At 64.0% G+C, this 20655-nt stretch carries 17 protein-coding genes; 11 read left to right on the top strand and 6 right to left on the bottom strand.

Translation table 11 applies throughout. The features are described from left to right. The first annotated feature begins 101 nt into the window (after positions 1 to 101). Positions 102 to 596 (top strand): SdpI family protein, encoded by a 495-nt coding sequence (locus tag AC1Q6C_RS09665; protein WP_058227433.1) that lies wholly within the window; start codon positions 102 to 104, stop codon positions 594 to 596. Between the two features lie 5 nt (positions 597 to 601). Beyond that, positions 602 to 1561: a DUF1648 domain-containing protein gene (locus AC1Q6C_RS09670; RefSeq protein WP_235808464.1), complete on the top strand. Its 960-nt coding sequence runs from the start codon at positions 602 to 604 to the stop codon at positions 1559 to 1561. Here AC1Q6C_RS09670 and AC1Q6C_RS09675 read toward each other — a convergent pair. Then, positions 1530 to 2225, bottom strand: coding sequence for a FadR/GntR family transcriptional regulator (locus AC1Q6C_RS09675; RefSeq protein WP_047272655.1), 696 nt, complete (start codon positions 2223 to 2225; stop codon positions 1530 to 1532). The two genes, AC1Q6C_RS09670 and AC1Q6C_RS09675, sit on opposite strands and share 32 nt — an antisense overlap. A 162-nt stretch (positions 2226 to 2387) precedes the next feature. On the opposite strand from AC1Q6C_RS09675, the gene AC1Q6C_RS09680 reads away from it, so the two are divergent. Further along, the gene (locus tag AC1Q6C_RS09680) at positions 2388 to 3557 is read left to right on the top strand and encodes an MFS transporter (protein ID WP_003942549.1); all 1170 of its coding nucleotides are present in this window, start codon (positions 2388 to 2390) and stop codon (positions 3555 to 3557) included. A gap of 4 nt (positions 3558 to 3561) precedes the next feature. Continuing rightward, the gene (locus AC1Q6C_RS09685; protein ID WP_003942582.1) at positions 3562 to 4542 is read left to right on the top strand and encodes a bile acid:sodium symporter family protein; all 981 of its coding nucleotides are present in this window, start codon (positions 3562 to 3564) and stop codon (positions 4540 to 4542) included. Here the strand turns inward: AC1Q6C_RS09685 and AC1Q6C_RS09690 are convergent. The 3 genes from AC1Q6C_RS09690 to AC1Q6C_RS09700 are packed head-to-tail and all read right to left on the bottom strand — an operon-like array spanning position 4535 to position 6163. Then, positions 4535 to 4753, bottom strand: coding sequence for a hypothetical protein (locus AC1Q6C_RS09690; protein WP_007729106.1), 219 nt, complete (start codon positions 4751 to 4753; stop codon positions 4535 to 4537). The two genes, AC1Q6C_RS09685 and AC1Q6C_RS09690, sit on opposite strands and share 8 nt — an antisense overlap. 55 nt (positions 4754 to 4808) lie before the next feature. Further along, positions 4809 to 5414: a YqgE/AlgH family protein gene (locus tag AC1Q6C_RS09695; RefSeq protein WP_003942572.1), complete on the bottom strand. Its 606-nt coding sequence runs from the start codon at positions 5412 to 5414 to the stop codon at positions 4809 to 4811. A 53-nt stretch (positions 5415 to 5467) separates the two neighbouring features. Then, entirely contained in the window at positions 5468 to 6163 is a 696-nt protein-coding gene (locus AC1Q6C_RS09700) for a TetR/AcrR family transcriptional regulator (protein WP_039973071.1), read from the bottom strand. Positions 6164 to 6297: 134 nt separating this feature from the next. Here AC1Q6C_RS09700 and AC1Q6C_RS09705 point away from each other — a divergent pair, with 134 nt between their 5' ends. Continuing rightward, a complete protein-coding gene (locus AC1Q6C_RS09705; protein ID WP_492666562.1) occupies positions 6298 to 7239 on the top strand; it encodes an NAD-dependent epimerase/dehydratase family protein in 942 nt (313 codons plus the stop codon). Between the two features lie 14 nt (positions 7240 to 7253). On the opposite strand, the gene AC1Q6C_RS09710 is transcribed toward AC1Q6C_RS09705, so the two are convergent. Next, positions 7254 to 8411 (bottom strand): SMI1/KNR4 family protein, encoded by a 1158-nt coding sequence (locus AC1Q6C_RS09710; RefSeq protein WP_234551185.1) that lies wholly within the window; start codon positions 8409 to 8411, stop codon positions 7254 to 7256. 60 nt (positions 8412 to 8471) lie between these two features. Here AC1Q6C_RS09710 and AC1Q6C_RS09715 point away from each other — a divergent pair, with 60 nt between their 5' ends. The 3 genes from AC1Q6C_RS09715 to AC1Q6C_RS09725 are packed head-to-tail and all read left to right on the top strand — an operon-like array spanning position 8472 to position 12047. Further along, entirely contained in the window at positions 8472 to 9095 is a 624-nt protein-coding gene (locus AC1Q6C_RS09715; protein WP_492666563.1) for a TetR/AcrR family transcriptional regulator, read from the top strand. Then, the gene (locus AC1Q6C_RS09720; protein ID WP_492666564.1) at positions 9079 to 10716 is read left to right on the top strand and encodes an acyl-CoA dehydrogenase family protein; all 1638 of its coding nucleotides are present in this window, start codon (positions 9079 to 9081) and stop codon (positions 10714 to 10716) included. Before AC1Q6C_RS09715 ends, AC1Q6C_RS09720 begins: the two co-directional genes overlap by 17 nt. Before the next feature lie 23 nt (positions 10717 to 10739). Continuing rightward, a complete protein-coding gene (locus tag AC1Q6C_RS09725) occupies positions 10740 to 12047 on the top strand; it encodes an MFS transporter (RefSeq protein WP_007729119.1) in 1308 nt (435 codons plus the stop codon). Here AC1Q6C_RS09725 and AC1Q6C_RS09730 read toward each other — a convergent pair. Beyond that, positions 12031 to 13482: a CCA tRNA nucleotidyltransferase gene (locus AC1Q6C_RS09730; protein WP_003942535.1), complete on the bottom strand. Its 1452-nt coding sequence runs from the start codon at positions 13480 to 13482 to the stop codon at positions 12031 to 12033. The genes AC1Q6C_RS09725 and AC1Q6C_RS09730 overlap by 17 nt on opposite strands. 111 nt (positions 13483 to 13593) lie before the next feature. On the opposite strand from AC1Q6C_RS09730, the gene AC1Q6C_RS09735 reads away from it, so the two are divergent. Genes AC1Q6C_RS09735 through AC1Q6C_RS09745 form a run of 3 tightly spaced genes read left to right on the top strand, consistent with a single transcriptional unit; the run spans position 13594 to position 20551 of the window. Continuing rightward, positions 13594 to 14181, top strand: coding sequence for an NUDIX hydrolase (locus tag AC1Q6C_RS09735; protein WP_054826013.1), 588 nt, complete (start codon positions 13594 to 13596; stop codon positions 14179 to 14181). After that, positions 14178 to 16532 carry a DUF6049 family protein gene (locus tag AC1Q6C_RS09740; protein WP_219467885.1) on the top strand — a complete coding sequence of 785 codons (2355 nt, stop codon included), beginning with the start codon at positions 14178 to 14180 and terminating at the stop codon, positions 16530 to 16532. The genes AC1Q6C_RS09735 and AC1Q6C_RS09740 overlap by 4 nt, the downstream gene beginning before the upstream one ends. Then, the gene (locus AC1Q6C_RS09745; RefSeq protein WP_492666565.1) at positions 16529 to 20551 is read left to right on the top strand and encodes a murein biosynthesis integral membrane protein MurJ; all 4023 of its coding nucleotides are present in this window, start codon (positions 16529 to 16531) and stop codon (positions 20549 to 20551) included. The genes AC1Q6C_RS09740 and AC1Q6C_RS09745 overlap by 4 nt, the downstream gene beginning before the upstream one ends. The last annotated feature ends 104 nt before the right edge of the window (positions 20552 to 20655 follow it).

The following is a 20655-nucleotide window of genomic DNA, read 5'->3' on the forward strand; positions in this document are numbered from 1 at the left end:
TGTGGTCGCTATCTACTTGGCTGACGGAAATACCGATAACCAGGGTAGAGCCTGCACGACCCGGGCATACCATCAACTCCACTCGCGCCTATCCTGTATGGGTGATCGTTGTCGCTGTGGTGCTATTCGTGCTCGCTGTCGCCGTCGGTGGAGTTGCTGTCGCCGGACTGATCGGCAAACTCCCGCGCAACCGCTGGGCCGGTGTCCGCACCGAGGATTCCCTGCGGAGCGAGGAGTCGTTCGCCCTCGCCAACAAGGTGGCCGGTCCGACCATGCTCGCGGCCGCCGGAATGTTGGTCATCGGCGGAGTCGCAGCACTGACCATCGGCGGAGTCTTCGGCGTCGCAGTCGCGATCATCGCCGTCGTCGTCGCCGTCCTCACCGCCGGTTTCGGTGGAGGCATCGGTGCCCGTGCTGCCGCCGCACTCCCGCAGCAGAGCGGATGCGGTAACGACTGCAACTGCGGCGGACACTCCGAGCCTGCCGCAGACGAGCCGGTGGCGGAGACCTCCGAGGCCAAGGCGAACGCTGCCGCTTGCGGTACCGCTTCCTGCGGTGCCTGCGCGCTCAAGGATGCTTGCCAGCCGGCTCATTGATTCACGTGAAACATCGCGTGGTCGACCCGGCCGGGGTCGTATTCGGGCTAGTCGTTCCGCTGTTGTGTGCGGTCTTCGGCTTCGTCCTGACAAAAATTTGGGAGCCCCGCCTCCCGGAACAGATCGCGACTCACTGGACCACCACCTCGCCGGACGGATTCTCCACCCCGTCGGCCAACGCCTGGACCATTGCACTTCTGACGCTGCTCTTCGGTGGCGGCCTGAGTGCGATTGCTGCTCTTGCTCCCGCGATGCTGATGATGCGCCGATTCATGTTGGTTGTCGGGCTGAGCGTGGTCGGGCTCATCACGACAGTGAACTTCGCTTTGCTCTACACCCAACTCGATGTCACCGATCCATCCACGACGTCACTCCCGCTGTGGTCTATCGGTGTCGGCTTTGTCATCGGCGGGGTGCTGGGGTGGATCGGCGCCTCGTTCCTGCGTGACTACCGCGTCCGCACTCTTGCCACGATCGAACCCTCGGCCGGGTTGCCGCGAAGCCGCTGCGCTCTCCCCATCTCCGACGACGTCGGATTCAGCACCAAGGGGTCGGTGATCCTCACTGCGATCACTCTGGCGCCCGGAGTCATCATGGCGTTGGCGATGCGGTCACTCTGGCCGCTGTTCATCTTCGGGGCACTCGGACTGCTCGTCGTCAGCCTGGTTCGCTTCCGGGTGATCGTCGACGAACGGGAAATCCGGGTGATCAACATGGGGATGGCTGCGATGACCTACGGCATCGAGGAAGTTGTCGGAGCCGACGTCGCGGAGATCAAACCGTTCGCGGACTTCGGCGGCTGGGGACTCAAGACCAAGGGTCGTCGTAACTACGGCGTCGTCACCCGCACCGGGCCAGCGGTGGTCATCACGTTCGCTTGTGGCGACCGACTCACGATCACGACACCCGGAGCCGAAGACATCGCCGGGTCACTCAATCGATTGGCCGACGCCCGGACTCGGTAACCGCCGAGCCTGAACCGATCGCTTCCTGAGTCTTCTCGAGATACCCACACGCCGCAGCCCTGGCTTTGGTGACATCGCGTTCGGCGATGGCTTCGGCAACTCCCTGATGATGCGAAGACGTCAGCGACGGCGGATGCACCCCTTCGGTCACCTCGTAGGTGGCTCGAACTGTTTCGAGGATTCCGGCAAACAGATCTTTCAGCACGGGATTGTGGGCGGCATCGACAACGGCAATGTGAAACGCGAGATCGACGTCGACGAAGTTCTCGGCCGGGACGTCACGCTTGGTGGCCAGCTCACGAAGTATCCGGACGTCGTCGTCGCTGCGACGCTCACACGCCAACCGGACCGCTTCCATCTCGAGCGCACGACGCACTTCGAAGACGTATTTCATCTCGTCGACGGACGCGTGTCTGCCGAGCAGTCCGCCGATGTCGGTCCGAGCGCGCACGAAGGTCCCTGATCCGCGACGGATCTCCAGGACTCCCGTCGAGGTCAATGTCTTGATCGCTTCGCGCACGGTGTTCCGGCCGACGCCGAGAACACTCATCAGCTCCGGCTCGGTCGGAACACGATTGCCCACTGTCCAGACGCCGTCGGAGATCTGCGCGCGCATCCAGTCGAGGGATTGCTCGTACGCGGACTCTTTGCGAACAACGGTCATCAGCTCATCCTCACAGCATTAGCGGCGATCATTCCACTCACCTACGATACGTAGGACGACCCATGTATTTTCGCACTCTGTCTTCAGGAGGGGCTTCCCACGTCCGCCACAGCTGTCGCCACCGAAGAACGCACACGCCGCACCAATCGACACTTCTACGGCGTGGGCTACGTCCTCACCGTGATCCTCTTGGGCGCGAACATGCCCACCTCCGTCTACGGGCTCTACCGGACCGAGTTCGGATTCACGCCCACCATCCAGACGCTGATCTACGGCGTCTACGTCGCCGGCCTCGTTCCGGCATTGCTGTTCTTCGGACCGCTGTCCGACGCCCTCGGCCGACGCACCGTGCTCCTTACTGCACTCGCTCTGAGCGTCGTCGGCACGCTCGTTCTGGCATTTGCCGACGCGACGGTGTGGTTGTTCGTCGGCCGGATTGCCCAGGGAATCGCGGTGGGCGCGGCCAGTGCGGCGGGCAGCGCCGCATTGGTGGAGCAGGAACCGAAGTTCGATCACCGACGAGCAGCGCTCGTATCGACGGTGACGGGCGCGTTGGGCGGTGCGCTCGGACCACTCGTGTCCGGTGCAATCGCCCAGTACCTTCCACAACCGCTGCGGTTGCCGTATCTGATCTTCCTCGTCGCGTTCATCCCGGCACTGATCGTGTTGCTGCTACTTCCGCGGATCGGGGACGTCACACGCCCGAAGCGGTTCTTCCAGATGCCACATGTTCCCGCCGCCATTCGCGAGACTTTCTGGCTCAGCTCGCTCGCCGTCGCGCTGTCGTGGGGCGCGGTCGGGCTCTTCCAGTCGGTGGTCCCGTCGTGGATGACCAGCCTGCTGAACATCGACAACCTTCTACTCGGCGGCGGGGCGGCCGCACTGGTGATGATCTGCTCGGTGGTCGCGCAACTCGGCGGAAGCCGCATGGACCCGCGCACGTCCGTCACCGCCGGCCTGGGAATCCTCGCTCTGGGAATGATCGGCCTCCTCGTGGTCGACCTCGTCCCGAGCCTGGCACTGCTGGGCGTCATCACCGTCGTGGTCGGCGCCGGGCACGGTCTGGCGTTTGCCGGCGGCATGAAGCGCGTCAACGCCGCCGCCCGGACCCACGCCCGCGAGAGCCACGGCGGAGTTCTGGCCGCGTTCTTCACCGTCAGCTACGCGGGACTGGCGATCCCGTCGATCATCGCGGGTATCGCCATCACCCTCCAGGGAATGCAGACGGCCATCATCGAGCTGTCGATCATCGGGACGCTGCTGTGCCTGGCGGTGATGGGCTTCAACCTTCGTGGGGCTCGAGAGCCCGCTGAAGCTCGCCGTTATCCTTAGCCAGGTGAAGTTTCTCAGTAGGTTCTACATCGACGGGTTCATCCTCGGCATCATCATCGCCGGCGTGCTCGGAAGTGTGTTCCCGGTATCGGGTACCGCGGAGAGCATTCTGAACTGGGCCACCAAGATCGCCATCGGCTTCTTGTTCCTGCTCTACGGCGCACGGCTCTCGCCGCAGGAAGCCTGGAAGGGCGTCAAGCACTGGCGACTGCACACCGTCGTCCTCGCCGCGACGTTCGTGCTGTTCCCACTGATCGGCCTAGCACTGCGATTCCTGTCACCGACGCTGATCAGCGACGAGCTCTACACCGGCATCCTCTACATGTGCCTGGTTCCGTCGACGGTTCAGTCTTCGATCGCGTTCACCTCGATCGCCAAGGGGAACGTCGCGGGCGCGATCGTCAGTGCGTCGTTCTCCAACCTGATCGGCGTCTTCGTCACACCGCTGCTGGTGGTTCTGCTGATGAACACCACCGGCCAGGCGACGGTCGACTTCTCGTCGATCCTCGACATCGTCGTGCAGTTGCTGATCCCGTTCATCGTCGGTCAGCTGATCCGCCCGCTGGTGATCGGATGGCTGCAGAAGTACGCCGAACCCACCAAGTACGTCGATCGCGGATCGATCCTCCTCGTTGTCTTCGCCGCCTTCAGCGAAAGCATGAAAGAGGGGATCTGGAGCACCATCACGATCTGGCAGATCGTGATCCTCACAATCGTGTGCTGCCTGATTCTCGCGCTGGTTCTCGGCGTGACCACTCTCGCGGGGCGCAAGCTCGGGTTCGATCTTCCCGATCAGATCGTCATCATCTTCTGCGGGTCGAAGAAGTCCTTGGCAACGGGCCTACCGATGGCGGCTGTACTGTTCGCGGGCCAGCCCGTCGGCCTGATCGTGTTGCCGCTGATGATCTTCCATCAGATCCAACTGATCGTCTGTGCTGCGATGGCGCAACGCTTCGCGAATCGGGATCCGGTCAGCGTCAGCTAGCGAGCAACTCGCCTCGGGTCGCGTCGACGCAGCCGCAACCGCCCTGCAGTTCAGCACAATCGATGGACAGCGCATGGCGGACCGATGCCAAGTCGAGGCAGTTCGCGCCGGTGCATTCGAGTGATCCGTCGGCATGCCGCAGCAAAGAATCGTGGCAGTGATCGACATCCGAAACACAATCCGCGCACTGGATCTGACGCTCAGCGAGCATTACTGCCACCTCTCTCGAAAACGATGACACAGGAATATCATCGACCTCCGACAAGTCAGTTTCGTTCCACCTCGATGGGGTGGCTGGCCAGCATCGCCACGGGTAGCGGCTGGCGTCGTAGCACCCGTGCCCAGACATCGACTCGGGGCGGCGTCAGCACATCCGACGGCAGCGAGCTGATCACCATCCAGTCTTCACGCTCGAGCTCCGAATCCAGCTGGCCCAGAGTCCAACCCGAGTACCCGGCAAAAATGCGGATCCCTTCGACCAAAGGAGCAATGACCTCCGGGTCCGAGTCCAGATCCACCATGACTACCTTGCCGTCCACCCGCCGCAGGCCGGCGACGCCGTCGATCCGCGCACCGTTGCGAGCGATGCCCAGGCAAAGCGCCGAGTCACGCTTGACTGGTCCACCGATGTACAGGGCCGAAGGATGCGCGGTCAGCGGTGACCACTGCGGCAACACGTTCTGCACGGCCGTCTCACTCGGCCGATTGACGACGACGCCCAGGCTCCCGGCGTCGTTGTGCTCGATCATGTAGATGACGGTGCGGCGAAATGCGGGTTCCGTGAGATCGGTCGACGACACCAACAAACTGCCCGGACGAACCTCCGGTTCTATCCAGGCCATTCGATCCTCGGGTTCTTCTGCGTGCGCCACAAGGACATCATCTCACCGACAACTGCGTGCGGAGGAACGAGACACAAGCGTGTTCAGGTCAGACCCGCCACATCGGCAAGTAGTGCCAAATGCCGCTCGAAAATCTCGCTCGCGTCGGTGAACGTATCGCTTCCGTACTGCCCGAACACCTCGAAGTTCACCGAACCGAACAGCGATACCCAGACGAGAGTTGCGCGCACCGCGGCATCCGGCGGCAGGTCGGTACCCAGTTCAATCCGCACTCCCTCGAGGTCCGCTGCCAACGTGTCACTCAGGCCCGGACCCTCTCGCACCGTCAGTGAACCCGCGCGATGGGCGGCGTCGATGATCCCGATCAGCCGGGTCACGACGAGGGTGCCGGGGCCGGTGGTCTGCTCGCCCGGAGCGTCGTAGCCGGGGACGGGGCTGCCGAACAACAGACCGTAGCGGGCCGGCTCCCGGATCGCCCAGCTGCGAACGGCGCGCCCGAGAGCAATGAACTGTCCGCGAAAATCCTCTGCTGCAACGGCATTCACGGCGGCGTCCACTTCCGCGCCCAGTTCCGTGTACCCGTCGACCACCAGCAAGGTCAGCAGTTCGTCCCGACTGGCGACATAGCGGTATACCGCTGAGGACACGACTCCCAGGTCACGCGCGACGGCCCGCAGAGACAAAGCGGCAGCGCCGACGGCAGCAAGATGCTCGCGTCCGATACGGGTGATGTCCTGCAGCGTCTGTTCGCGCGCCCGCTCACGGGGAGTTCCAACCATGAGTCCATCTTGCCCCATTCCCGAGAGCAGCATCAACAAAAGAGAGCACTGCTCTTGACAGCGCTCGGGTGCAGGTGCATTCTTGAAAACGAGAGCAGTGCTCTCAGTTCACTCGAAACAAGAAGGAGCACACCATGTCGAACCTCGAAATCGTCACCGGAGCAGGACCCGTCGGATCCGCCGTCGCACTACAGCTCGCCGAGCAGGGAATCAACGTCCGGCTCCTGACCAGGTCCGGCAGCGGGCCCGAGCACCCGCTGATCGACCGCCGACGCGTCGACGTCTCGGATTCCGAGGCCCTGCGCTCGGTCAGCGAGGGCGCCACGGCCATCTACCACTGCATCCACGCTGCTTACAACGCAGCCGATTGGGAGCGGGAACTCCCGGCGGCCGAGAAGGTTGTGCTCGACGCGGCCGCATCCATCGGTGCCGTCGTGGTCTTCCCCGAAAGCCTCTACGCCTACAACTCCGACACCCTGATGACCGAATCCGATCCACGCAACGCCACCGGTGGCAAGCGCGGAGTGCGCACCGCGCTGCTGCGTGCTCGCGAGGCCTCTGCAACACCCACCGTCAGCGTCGTGGCCTCGGACTTCTTCGGTCCCCGCGTCCGCACTGCCCACGCCGGCGAGCGCATGGTTCCGAAAGTCATGGCAGGTAAGAAGATTCGTGTCATCGGTTCCGCAGATCAGCCGCACTCCTTCACCTACATCCCCGATCTCGCAGCAGCGATGATCGCCGCAGCCCACAACCCAGAGCTTTGGAACTCCGTCCTCCACGCGCCCACCGGCCCCGCGCTCACGCAACGCAAGATCGCCGAGGCCTTCGCCCGCGCCGCCGGGGCGTCCCCCGCCAAGGTGGGTGTCCTGCCTGCCTGGGTGCTCGACGCCGTCGGCAAGATCAACACCGACAGCCGCGAATTCGCGGAGATGAACTACCAGTTCACCAAGCCGTTCGTCATGGACTCGAGTGCCAGCGAAGTGCTGCTCGGACTCTCGCCGACGCCGCTCGATCAGGCCGCCGAAGCGACCGTCGCGTGGTGGCGCGAGGAACAGGCTCGCACCGCTGCCGCGTGAAGTGGCTGCACACGCTACGCAGGTGCGTACCGCCAGGAAAGTCCGCCGTCACCGAGTCCCGCTACCCAGCCACCACCGAAAGGCCGACCCGTTTCCAGGGAATCTACGAGATCGGCGAGCATCGCGCTGATCGAAGTCCACTGAGGTCCGGCGGCGTCCGCGTTCTCACGGGCATACTCGGTCACACAGCCTGACAGCTCCCCTTGCCTTGTGTCGCAGAATAATTCGTATCCGTCGCGGCAGGCGAAGGTCGTGTAGTCCGGAAGAAACTTTCCGATCGGGGTTCCTGCCGGTTGAGCACGGTCCGACAATGAGGGAACACTCTCCGGGACATCTCGCAGCTCGTACGCTGCCGGGGCTCTGCGGTGATTGGCCAACAGCTCGTCCAGATTGAGCATGTCGTGTTGGGGAAGGAACTGCATCCAGGCGCCGGGGGCGAAGCCGTTCTGGACTGAGTAGAGGTCTTTCAATTCGGTTGGCCATGCGATTCCGCTCAGTGCCTCGACCCGGTCGATTTCCGATTGCGCGGCTCCGGGCGCGAACGCATCCAGTGCTTGCGGAAATCCGTTTTCGGAAAACCAGGCGGCGATCCGTTCCCATTGCCGGCGCACTGATGTTGGTTCGGTCACGCTGTGAGCGTGGATACCCTCAGTCGCTTTCTTTTGCACGCCTCCTGGCCGTGGGGGGATCGTGAGGTGCCTGTCATCGCTGTAGACGTCCCGTACTTCGACCTTGTCGCCTGACTTGAAGAGATGAATCGGCTCGAATTCCGCGACGGGCCAGATCTGGATGAAAGCTTCAGGGTCGGCTTGATCAAAGTCCCTGCCGCGCACCGAGGCTCGGATGCGGTAGAGGCCAATCGGTAGGCGCTCGAGGAATCCGAACTCGTGGACCCGTTCGCCTGTCAATCGAAGTGGTGGTAGACCAGCGACAACGCTCTCGAGCGTGCCTTCTTCGATGGTCTCCCAATCATCGAGAGCGGGAATTCCCGGGTCCACATCCAGCGTGTCGACGGTGATCCGGACCGGGCCGGCGGTCGAACTCAACGCCAAGCGAGCGACAACGGGACTCAACCCGATGACCTTGCCGTAAGTGTGGACATACGGTTCACGAGGTCGCGGACCGAGAACCAGAACCGGAACTTCGAAATCGACTTTCGCCGTGGTAGCCATGTCGTCATTCTCCAGCAGTCAGCCTTGACGCAAGAACGGAACGGGTGTTCACTTCTTCACATGGCCTATCGCCGCACTCCGGCAGTACAGGAAAGATTGGACGCCCAACGCGCCCGACTGCTCGAGGCCGCCACGACGGCAGTGGCAACTCACGGCTATGCGGGATGTTCCATCGCCGCGGTGGCCAAACACGCCGGCGTCGGCACCGGGACGCTGTATCGACATTTCGACGGCAAGGGCGAATTGTTCGCCGAAGTGTTCCAATCAGTCTGCAGCCGTGAGGTATCCGCAGCTCGGGACGCCGGAGACAGCGCCCGACATCTGGAAGGCAACCACCGCTCCGCTGTATCAGCGTCGGTTCGGACCTTCGCCGAACGTGCCATGCGCGCACCGGTTCTCGCCTATGCACTGCTGGTGGAACCGGTAGATCCTCTCGTCGACGAACAGCGTCTCATGTTTCGCGAATCGTTCCGAGACTGCTTGGCCACCGCAATTCGTTCGGCAGTCGACACCGGTGAGATACCGCCACAGGACGCCACTCTGACGGCAGCGTGCATCGTCGGGGCAATCGGCGAGGCCCTGATCCTTCCACTGCGCGGAGGCACCACCGATCCCGCTGCGATCGACGCCATTCTCGCCTTCACCCTTCGATCGTTAGGGAGCTTCGATGACACCCACGCATGAAGTCACCAATCAGGTTCCGCCCCTGATCGATTACGACGCAGCCGAATACGCGCCGATCCTCGAGGCACTCCACCGTGAAGGCGCATCGGATGCACTCGAAGAGGTTCATCGAGTAGGGGTCCGCGCCGGAAGCGCGCAGGCCCAGGAGTGGGGCGATCTGGCCGAGGAGCACCCACCCGTCCTGAGAACCCACGATCGCTACGGCAACCGTATCGACGAGGTCCGCTACGACCCCGCCTATCACCAACTCATGAGCACCGCAGTGGAATTGGGACTGCACGGCGCTCCGTGGGTTGACCCGAATCCACACGCACACCTCGTCCGCGCCGCGAAGATGGCCGTGTGGGGTCAAACCGATGCCGGCCACGGCTGTCCCATCTCCATGACGTACGCCGTGATCCCCGCGCTGCGGCACAACGCGGATCTGGCCGCGCAGTACGAACCCCTCCTGACCACGCGGCACTACGATTCGGCGCTGAAAGCTCCCCTCACCAAACCCGGATTGATCGCCGGTATGTCGATGACGGAAAAACAGGGCGGTTCGGATGTTCGTGCCGGAACCACAAGGGCAGTGCCACAATCCGACGGCAGCTACCTGCTGACGGGCCACAAGTGGTTCACCTCCGCGCCGATGTCGGACGTGTTCCTCGTCCTCGCCCAGGCACCGGGTGGTCTGTCGTGCTTCTTCCTGCCTCGGGTCCTGCCGGACGGCTCGCTCAACAACATGTTCCTGCAGCGTCTGAAGGACAAGTTGGGCAATCATTCCAACGCGAGTAGTGAGGTCGAGTACCGCGACGCTCTCGCATGGATGGTCGGCGAGGAAGGCCGGGGCGTGCGCACCATCATCGAGATGGTCAACATGACCCGGTTGGACTGCACGATCGGCACGGCCACCGGCATGCGCGTCGGCACCATGCAGGCAGTTCACCACGCGACGCATCGAAGTGCTTTCGGCGCCAACCTGATCGACCAACCCTTGATGCGAAACGTTCTGGCAGATCTGGCGGTGGAATCGGAAGCGTCGACCACCGTCGCGATGTGGCTGGCCGCTCTGACCGACCGCGCAACCGCAGGCGATGCCCACGCCAGCGCACTACGACGCATTTCGTTGGCCGTGAGTAAGTACTTCGTCTGCAAGCGCGGACCGATCCACGCTGCCGAGGCACTCGAGTGTCTGGGCGGAAACGGATACGTGGAGGAATCCCGGATGCCGCGCCTCTATCGCGAGGCTCCGCTCCTTTCGGTGTGGGAGGGTTCCGGCAACGTCGCGGCGCTCGACACACTGCGGGCGATGGCCAAGCAACCCGAAACACTGCAGGTGTTCTTCGACGAGCTGAAACGAGCCAGTGGAGTGGACGGCCACTTCGATCAGGCCGTGCGGGATCTCCAGGTGGCATTCGGCGATTTCGACGACATCGAATACCGGGCACGAAAGATCGTCGGCGACATGGCGCTCGCTCTGCAGGCCTCGCTGTTGCTCCGCTACGGGCACCCCGCGGTGGCCGACGCGTTCTGCGCGAGTCGGCTCGGAAACAGCTGGGGGAGTGTGTTCGGAACGCTGCCGAGGGGCGTCGACGTCGCGCCGATCCTCGAGCGGGCCACCGTCAAGATCGGCGCCTGACCCACCCACTACAGTTTCCGCTTATGAACCGAGCCTCGAACCGCCGCGAGGCCTGGCAGCGCGTACTGCACACCCTGCGTGAATCACCCGGCCTCGGAAGGCTGGCGCTCGTCCGCTTTTCCAGCCAGTTCGGCGACGGAATGTTCCAGGCCGCGCTCGGCGGCGCAATCCTCTTCAACCCGGAACGCGAAACCGATCCGGTGGCGATAGCGGCCGGCTTTGCCGTACTGCTCCTTCCTTATTCGGTGATCGGCCCCTTTGCCGGCGCTCTGCTGGATCGTTGGGACCGCCGCCTGGTGCTCCTGTGGGCGAGCGTGCTCCGCGGGCTCTTCATCCTGACCACTGCGGTGCTGCTGGTCGCCGGCGGCGGTGACACTCTGTTGTTGACCTGTGCGCTTGCTGCAATCGGAGTCAGTCGCTTCGTCGGGGCAGGCGTATCCGCAGCCCTGCCGAAGGTCGTCCGACAATCGTGGCTGGTGGCAACCAATTCCGTTCTCACAACGGCTGGTTCGGTGGTAGCCGCTCTTGGTGCTTCGGCAGCGGTGGCGATCATCGGCATGATCGGCGCGGGGGATCGAGCGTCAGGCGCCGCCGTGGCCATCGCAGCACTGGGATCGGTGATCGCGGCCCTCGCCGCGGCCAGGTTCACGGCCCGCTCACTTGGTCCGGTCGCCGACGAAGTGGTCCGCGCCAGTGCCGTCCGTTCGGTGACGGCCGGACTGCGCACCGGGGCAACCGCTGTCTGGGAGGCGCCCGGCGTCACCACGGCGATGATCGGAATCGGAGCGCACCGCATCTGCTTCGGCATCAACACCCTCATCATGGTGCTGGTCCTACGCGACACCTCGAACGGCTCCCAATTACCCGGAGGGATGGCCGGATTCGGCGTCGCCGTCGGCGCCACGGCAATCGGAATGCTGATCGCGGCATTGATCACACCGTTCCTCATCCCGCGGATCGGTCGCTCACGGACGATCACCTACGCCCTGGTGTGCGCGGTTCTCGTCCAGCTCGTCTTCGTGACCACGCTGACTCAGGGGTCGCTGCTGATTGCCGCTTTCCTGCTCGGCATCGCCGGCCAGTCCGTGAAACTCAGCGGCGACGCGGCCATGCAGATCGACATCGACGACGACCGTCGTGGTCAGGTATTCGCCCTGCAGGACACCGTGTTCAACGTCGCGTTCATCGGTGCGATCGCGGCAGCGTCGACGGTGATCGCACCCGACGGCAAGAGCGTCGGCCTGGCCGTTGCCGGTGCGGGTGTCTATGCCGCCGGATTGTCAGCGGTGCTGATCAACCGCAAGAAACGAGAAACTAGCCCTGCTGGGTAGCCCACCACTTCAGCAGTTCGGCCTCGGCCTCGTCACGCTCGAGCGGGCCGCGATCCAGACGTAATTCCTTGAGGAACGTCCATGCCTTGCCCACCTGCGGGCCGGCCGGGATGTTCAGCAGCTCCATGATGGCGTTGCCGTCGAGGTCCGGACGCACCCGAGCAAGGTCTTCCTGCTCGGCGATGCGCGCGATCCGCTCTTCGATGTCGTCGTACGTGGCCTGCAGCTGCGCGGCGCGACGCTTGTTGCGTGTGGTGCAGTCGGCCCGCACGAGCTTGTGCAAGCGGGGGAGCAGCTCGCCCGCGTCGGTGACGTACCGCCGCACCGCCGAGTCGGTCCACTGTCCCTTGCCGTAGCCGTGAAAACGCAAGTGCAGGAACACGAGCTGTGAGACGTCGTCGACCATCTGCTTCGAGAACTTCAGTGCCCGCATGCGCTTGCGCACCAGCTTGGCGCCGACCACCTCGTGGTGGTGGAAGCTGACCCCACCGCCAGGCTCGTTACGCTTGGTATCCGGCTTTCCGATGTCGTGAAGCAGTGCTGCCCAACGCAATACAAGGTCCGGATCGCCTTCTTCGAGATCGATCGCCTGCTGGAGCACCGTGAGGGAGTGCTGGTAGACGTCCTTGTGCTGGTGATGCTCGTCGATCTCGAGCTTCATCTGCGGAACCTCGGGCAGCACGTATGCAGCCAGTCCGGAGTCGACCATCATGTTGATGCCGTCCACCGGGTACATGCCCAGCATCAGTTTGTTCAGCTCCACCTGCACACGCTCGGCGGTGATTCGCTCGATCTGCGACGCCATCTCCTTGATGGCCTCGAAAACACGATTGTTCAACGTGAAACCAAGCTGCGAGACGAACCGGGCAGCACGCAGCATCCGCAGCGGATCGTCGTTGAACGAGTTTTCCGGCGCCGACGGCGTATCGAGCTCTCCGGCCAACAGCGCGTCCATGCCGTTCAGCGGATCGACAAACGTGTAGGAACCGTCCGCGCCGATCTTCATCGCCATCGCGTTGACGGTGAAATCGCGGCGCACCAGATCGTCGGCCAACGTCGTGCCGTACTCGACTATCGGATTACGAGAGACGCGATCGTAAGCGTCGGCCCGGAAGGTCGTGATCTCGATCTCCTGGCCGTGCTTGATGGCGCTGATGGTCCCGAACTCGATGCCCGTGTCCCACTGCTTGTCCACCCAGCCCTTGAGCAGAGCCTGAACCTTCTCCGGCCTGGCGTCCGTCGTGAAGTCCAGATCGCCACTGAAGCGGCCGAGGATCGCGTCGCGAACACTGCCACCCACCAGGAACAGCTCGTGACCGGCCGCAGCAAAACGCTCACCGAGCGGGTTCAACACGTCGGACAACGTGCCGAGCGTTGCAGTGGCGTCGGCAAGCAGTCGTAGGCGGCGATCAGCGTCGGAGGTAGGGACAGTCACGTGAAAGGAGCTTACTTAAGGTGCGCAAATAGCAGAACGCGCATACGAACGCGATAGACCGCTTTGCGCGGGTTACCGGGCAACGCTGCAACGCCAACTAGTATCGATGAGGTGTCTGGTGCCGAACGAACAAACAGGAGTCGCCGTAACCCGCGGCGTCGACCTGCCGTCGGCAACCCCGATAAACCTTTGATGCGAACCGTCCGTGAAACTTCTGCGGGCGGCTTGGTCGTCGACGGCTGGGGCGGACCCCCGGAACGGCTCTGCGCTGCACTGATCGGCCGAACCGACCGCCGCGGACGCCTGCTCTGGTCGCTACCGAAGGGCCATATCGAACAAGGTGAGACCGCTGAGCAGACCGCGATGCGTGAGGTCGAAGAAGAAACCGGTATCCAGGGAACCGTCCTGGCACCGCTGGGCAGCATCGACTACTGGTTCGTGACCGAAGGTCGACGCGTCCACAAGACCGTGCACCACTATCTCCTCCGCTTTCTCGGCGGTGAACTCTCCGACGAGGACATCGAGGTCACCGAAGTCGCCTGGGTGCCGCTGACGGAATTGCACTCGCGCCTCGCATACGCCGACGAGCGCAAGCTGGCCGAACTTGCATCCCAGATGATCGCCGAAATGCCGCGACCTGAAATGCACCGACCTGAAATCCCGCGAGTACAGCACCCGAAGGAACCGGACGCCGGATGAGAATGGCTCTGCGGCGGGCCGGTGTGGCCGCTTTGGTGATGGCCGCTGTCGGTTTCGGGCCTGCAACGACGGCCGTCGCAGGTGCAGCGCCGTCCAGCCAGCCCAGTGAGCGCGCCCCGGCGCGAAACACCAACGATGCCAAATTTCTGCAACTGACCATCGACTCCACCGCACCGACCACGGTGACGACCACCAGCGACCGCAACGTCGTGGTCAAGGGCACGGTGAAGAACGTCGGTGACCGTCCCGTCGAGGACGTCGGGGTGAGGTTGCAACGTGCTCCCGCGATCGACTCCAGTTCGGACGTGCGCGCAGCACTCGATTTCGACCAGGCCGTTTTCGACACGGTCGGCGAATTCGACACCGTTGCCACCACCCTCGACACCGGCCAGTCCAAGCAGTTCACGCTCACCTTGCCGTTGCGGAGCACTACCGGGTTGTCTCTCGACATCACCGAACCGGGCGTCTACCCGATGCTCGTCAACGTGAACGGCACCCCGGAGTACGGCGGTGCCGCCCGACTCGACGACGCACGCTTCCTGCTCCCCGTCCTCGGTGTGCCGGCCGCAGCCGAATCGAACGCCACAGCCGGAACCCCCAGTTCGTCCGCCACGGCGGTCGTTCCCCCCGACACGTCCGCCCCGATCGGCGTCACGCTCATGTGGCCGCTGGCCGACGCGCCACGACTCGTCGGCGGAATCCCCGGCGCGGTCAACGAGCCCGTACGCCTGATCGACGACGAACTTGCCACCGAACTTTCCGACGGCGGCCGTCTGGACGCGTTGGTCGATGCGGTGGAGAACGCCACCAAGCCCGAGAGCGATACCGATCGCCGCGTCACGGATGCGCTCTGCCTGGCAATCGACCCCGACCTTCTGATCACCGTCGAGAACATGACTCGCGGATACCTCGTGGCCGACAACTCGTCCGACCCCACCGGACCGTCGCACGAAGGCCGCGGCAGCGACGCCGCCAACCAGTGGCTCGGCCGGGTGAAGACCCTCGCGTCCTCGATGTGCACGACGGCGGTTCCGTTCGCCCAGGCCGATCTCGCCGCGGTCACCTCGGTGGCCAATCCGGAGTTGACGGCTACCGCGCTCACACGGCCGGCGGACATCGTCGACAACATCCTCGGCGTGACCTCACTGCGAGATTTCGTCTGGCCGGATTCGGGTGTCCTCGACTCGGCCACCGCAGAGGTGCTGAGCGTGAATCCCACCACAGCGATGGTGGCTGACACTTCCGTCGACTCGGCAGCTCCGCAGCTGTCGTCGCGGATAACCGGCTCACTCGACGCGCTTGCCTTCGACACCTCGGCGGCAGCGGCGCTGGCCGCCACCGGCTCGGAGCCGCAGGTCCCGTCGTACATCCCCGACGACACCGCGCCGACCATCGACATCGAATCGCGCAGCGCCCGACGTCAGGACGCGCTGGGGGCGATGGCCTGGGCCGCGCTGACGCCGACGTCGCTGCCGCGCAATCAGATCTTCGCGCCGCCGCAACTGTGGACCGCGGACAGCAACGACGCCACGGCGGTGCTCTCGATGCTCGCGACCCTCATCCGGTCCGGGCTCGCCTCACCTCAGGCCCTGCCGGCACTGCTCGGCAGGCAACCGGGCGCGACGGACGCCGCCACTCTCGACTACCCGGACCGGGCTACCCAGGACGGTCCGCAAACGTCCGTCGTCGAGACCGCAACCACCCAACTTCCGCGTATCGACGGGCTCGAAGCTTCGCTCGTGGACGATCCGGCGGCTTCGCTCACCCCCCGGGGATTCACGGCGCCGCTCCGCGAAGATCTGCTCCGCTCGATGACCTTGGCCGATCGCCGCAACGTCGACTCCGCTTCGGTCAATCGGGCGGAGCGCGCTGCGACCATCCGCGCCGACAACGTCACCGAAGCCGTCGACGGGATGTACCGGGCCGTCAGTGTGGTGTCGCCGGGCGGCGTCTACACCCTTGCGTCGGGGCAGAGTCCGCTCCTGCTGGTGGCGCGCAACGAACTGCCCATCGCCATCAACGTCGACCTGCGTGTGGAAGCCCCACCCGAGATGCAGATCAGTGACATCGGTCCCAAACAGCTGCCGCCGCGAGGTAGCCGACAGTTGACTGTGCCCGCGGAAATGAACGATTCTCGCAAGCTGGAAGTCAACTTCTCGCTGACCACGACAGATGGCCGCCAATTGGGTACGCCGACCAGCGTGACCGTACGGTCGAATGCGTACGGTCGTCCCCTGGCCGCCGTGACGGCGACAGCGGGAGGGTTGCTGCTGTTCCTGGCAGGGCGACGGCTGTGGCATCGATTCAAGGGTCAGCCGGACCCAGCAGATGAAGGGTACGAACGCTCATGACCGGGAATCCACCCGAGGAGGGTCGCCGCTCGGCGATCACCCGCAAGAGTGCCACGACCCGCTCGCATCCTCGGATGCCACCGTGGGAGCGCGGTTACCCGATCCAGCCGGTCAACCCGGACGCACGTTTCGACGACGCACCCACCATGACCATCCCGGTGATCCGCGACTACCCCCGGTACCGCGAAGCCGAGATGGAGTTTGCCGACCGGGCGACGACCACGTCGGACGAGTTCGACACCGACGCCCATGTCCAGGTCGGGGAACGCAAGGAGACGAACTCTCGACTCCTCGCGGCAACGGGTTCCATCGCGATCGCGACGCTGACGAGCCGTATCACGGGATTCGCCAAGCAGTTGATGATCCTGATGGTCCTCGGCCCGGCCATCGCCAGTTCATTCACCGTGGCCAGCCAGATTCCGAACATGATCGCGGAACTGGTTCTGGGCGCCGTGCTGACCGCCATCGTCGTCCCCGTGTTGGTTCGCGCCGAGCGGGAGGACGCCGATCACGGCGAAGCGTTTGTCCGACGCCTCTTCACGGCGTCGCTCGTTCTACTCGGCATGGCCGCGCTGCTCGCGACCCTGGCAGCACCCGTACTCACCAAATACGTCTTCCTGTCCGAAGACGGCAAGGTCAGCACCGACCTGACCACGGCGCTGTCGTATCTGCTTCTGCCGGCAATCCTGTTCTACGGGCTGTCGGCGCTGTTCACAGCGTTTCTGAACACCAGACAGATCTTCAAGCCCGGAGCCTGGGCTCCCGTACTCAACAATGTCGTCGTCCTCGTGGTGCTCGTGGTCTATCGCCTGACTCCGGGTGAGATCTCGCTTGATCCGGTCTCGATGGGCGATGCAAAGCTGCTCACCCTCGGCATCGGCATCACCATCGGCGTCATCGTGCAGGCAGCCAGCCTGATCCCCGCGCTTCGCCGCGAGAAGATCTCGCTCAAGCCGCTGTGGGGTCTCGACGACCGCCTGCGCCAGTTCGGCGGCATGGCCGTCGCCATCGTCTTGTACGTCCTGATCAGCCAGATGGGCATGATCTTCGCGACCAAGATCTCCTCCCACGCCGACGAAGCCGGCCCTGCCATCTACAGCCAGGCCTGGTTGCTCCTGCAACTCCCGTACGGCGTGCTCGGAGTGACGGTTCTGACGGCGATCATGCCGCGCCTGAGCCGCAACGCTGCTGCCGACGACACCCCGGCCGTCGTGGACGATCTGTCGGTCGCAACGCGTCTGACCATGATCACGCTGGTTCCGATCATCATGTTCCTGACCTTCATGGGTCCGCAGGTCGGTGAAGCGCTCTACGGTTACGGCCGCTTCGGACCCGAACAGGCCGAACGACTCGGCACCGCTGTGAGCTGGTCGGCATTCACGTTGATTCCGTACGCGCTGGTCCTGATCCAACTTCGTGTGTTCTACGCCCGCGAACAAGCCTGGACGCCGACGTGGATCGTTCTCGGCATCACTGCAGTGAAAATCGCTTTCTCGGCGCTCGCTCCGGTCTTCGCATCCAACAGCGATCAGGTCGTGATCCTGCTCGGTGCGGCCAACGGTCTCGGATACATCACCGGCGCCGTCATCGGCGGGTACCTCCTGCACCGCAGCCTCGGAAACCTGCAGATGGCCAACGTGGGCAAGACAGTCTGGTCCGTCGTACTCGCCTCGCTGGCCGGTTCGCTGACCATGCTCGCGGTCGACCGCGTCCTCGGATTCGATCAACTCACCGAGCGTTTCGGCGGACCTGGCTCGATGGTTCGCGTCGCCGTCGGCGGCATCCTGATGCTCGCGATCACCTTCACGATTCTCTACTTCAAGAAGGTTCCGGAAGTCCTGTCGGTAACGGTTGCGGTCTCCCGCAAGATTCGTTCACTGACAGGTCGCGCCGAACCGGACACACGTAACAACACCGACGACGACGTCACCGAGCTGATTCCTGCAATCAGAACGGAATCAAACGAGCAAGAACGACCGGGTGCGCTCCCGTACCCTGGTCGTGGGCGTACAGGATCGCAACCCGCGCGTATTCGGGGACGGGCTATCGATGGAGAAGGAGCGAGGGTGAGCGACGACAACGTTTCCGGCAACAAGAGTGCCGGGACTTCTGCCGTGAAAGCGTCCGAACAGAAGTCAACGGCATCGTCGGGCACACCTGCATCCACGAGTTCCTCCGCATCTGCCGGCCAGAAGCCACAGCAGGGTCAGAAACCACAGCAGCCCGCACAGCGACCGCAGCAGGGCCAAAGCCCGCAGGGTCAGAAGCCGCAGCCGCCGGTGCAGAAGGCCGCTCCGCCTGTACCTCCGGTCAGTGTGTCCAAGGCACCTTCGGCGCCCGTGTCGAAGACACCTTCAGCACCTGTCTCGAAGACACCCGCGCCGAAGACGCCTGCTCCGGACAAGAAGGCACCCGAATCTCAGAAGACGGCTGCCGCTCAGACACCACCGCCCGCTGCACCTCGCACACCTTCCGCCGGATCCGCATCACGACCGGCCCAGCGACCGATGCCACGTGGACCGAAGCTCATTCCCGGCGCCTCTGTCGCCGGCGGACGCTACCGTCTGCTCGCGCCGCACGGCGGAACCCGCGGACTGCAGTTCTGGGAAGCTCTCGACGTCAAGCTCGACCGTGAAGTAGCCCTGACGTTCGTCGACGCCGATCAGCGCGGTGACGACGACAGCCAGTCCGGACCGCAGGCAGTTCTCTCACGCACTCTGCGCCTGGGACGAATCAACTCGCCCGGTCTGGCTCGCGTCCTCGACGTCGTCCGCGGAAGCTCGGGCGGCATCGTCGTCGCCGAATGGACTCCCGGCCGTTCGCTGCGTGAGATGGCCGAGACGACGCCGTCACCGATCGGTGCAGCCCGCGCCATCCGTGCCCTGGCGGCGGCTGCCGAAGCTGCTCACCGCACCGGCGGTGCGCTGTCCATCGATCACCCGGACCGCGTTCGCATCAGCATCAACGGTGACGCCGTACTGGCGTTCCCGGCGACGCTTGCCGACGCCGATTCCACCAGCGACGTCCGCGGCCTCGGCGCCATGCTGTACTCGCTCATCACGGCTCGCTGGCCGCTGGCCGAACCGTCCGCCGGTCCCGTCGGTGGTTTGCTTCCCGCCGGCCGCGGCGCCGACGGGAACATCGTCGAGCCTCGGGTCGTCCGTCCGGAGGTTCCGTTCGACATCTCGGCCGTTGCGGTTCGAGCGTTGCAGTCAGAGAGTGGAATCCGCACTGCTGCCACCGTGCAGCACATCCTCGATCAGGCGTCCGTCGTCAACGACAAGACGGAAATGATTCCGGCACTTCGTCTCGGCCACCGCGAACAGGGAGCGTCGGGTCATGCACTGAACGACCCCGAAGCCATCGAGGCCGAGAAGAAGAAGTCGACGCGGATGCTCGCGGCACTGACGGCGCTCGGTGTCTTCACCGTGATCGTCCTGATTCTCCTTGTGGTGTGGGTAGCGAGCTTCCTCTCGGGTGGCAGTAACGACACCCCGCTCAGCGAGCAGAGTTTCGGACTGACCACCGAAGCCACTGCGCCCGAGAACAATTCACCGGCGCCCGCACCGGCGGCAGCAACCGTTCCGGTAGCTTCCTCGGCCGTAACGGTGTTCTCACCCCAGGGAACGCCGGATCAGCCGGCAACAGCGAAGAACGCCATCGACGGCAATCCGGCCACCGCATGGTCGTCGGATTCGTACTTCCAGCCGTTCCCGTCGCTGAAGAACGGTGTCGGCCTGATGGTGACGCTTGCCGATGCCGCCAACCTGAAGAACGTTGCGATCACGTCTGATTCGCCGGGAACCGTCGTTGAAATCCGTTCTGCCCCTTCTGCGAATACTTCGCTGGATCAGACCAAGGAAATCGGATCGGGTGTCCTGAAGAACGGCGTGACCGACATTCCAGTCACGTCGGACGGCTCGGGTCAGTATGTCCTAGTTTGGATTACGCAGCTCAGCACCGAATCCGGACAAAACCAGACATCCATCTCGGAGATTGCATTCACTGCTGCAAAGTGATCGCCCTTGGCCCTTCTGAAACCTACCGACTGGGCTAATATCCGCCCGTGCACAGTTATCGGGGGGGCACCGGGGGCGGAGCCGGAAAATTCGAATCCAGAAGT

Source organism: Rhodococcus sp. MT28, from assembly GCF_058792695.1.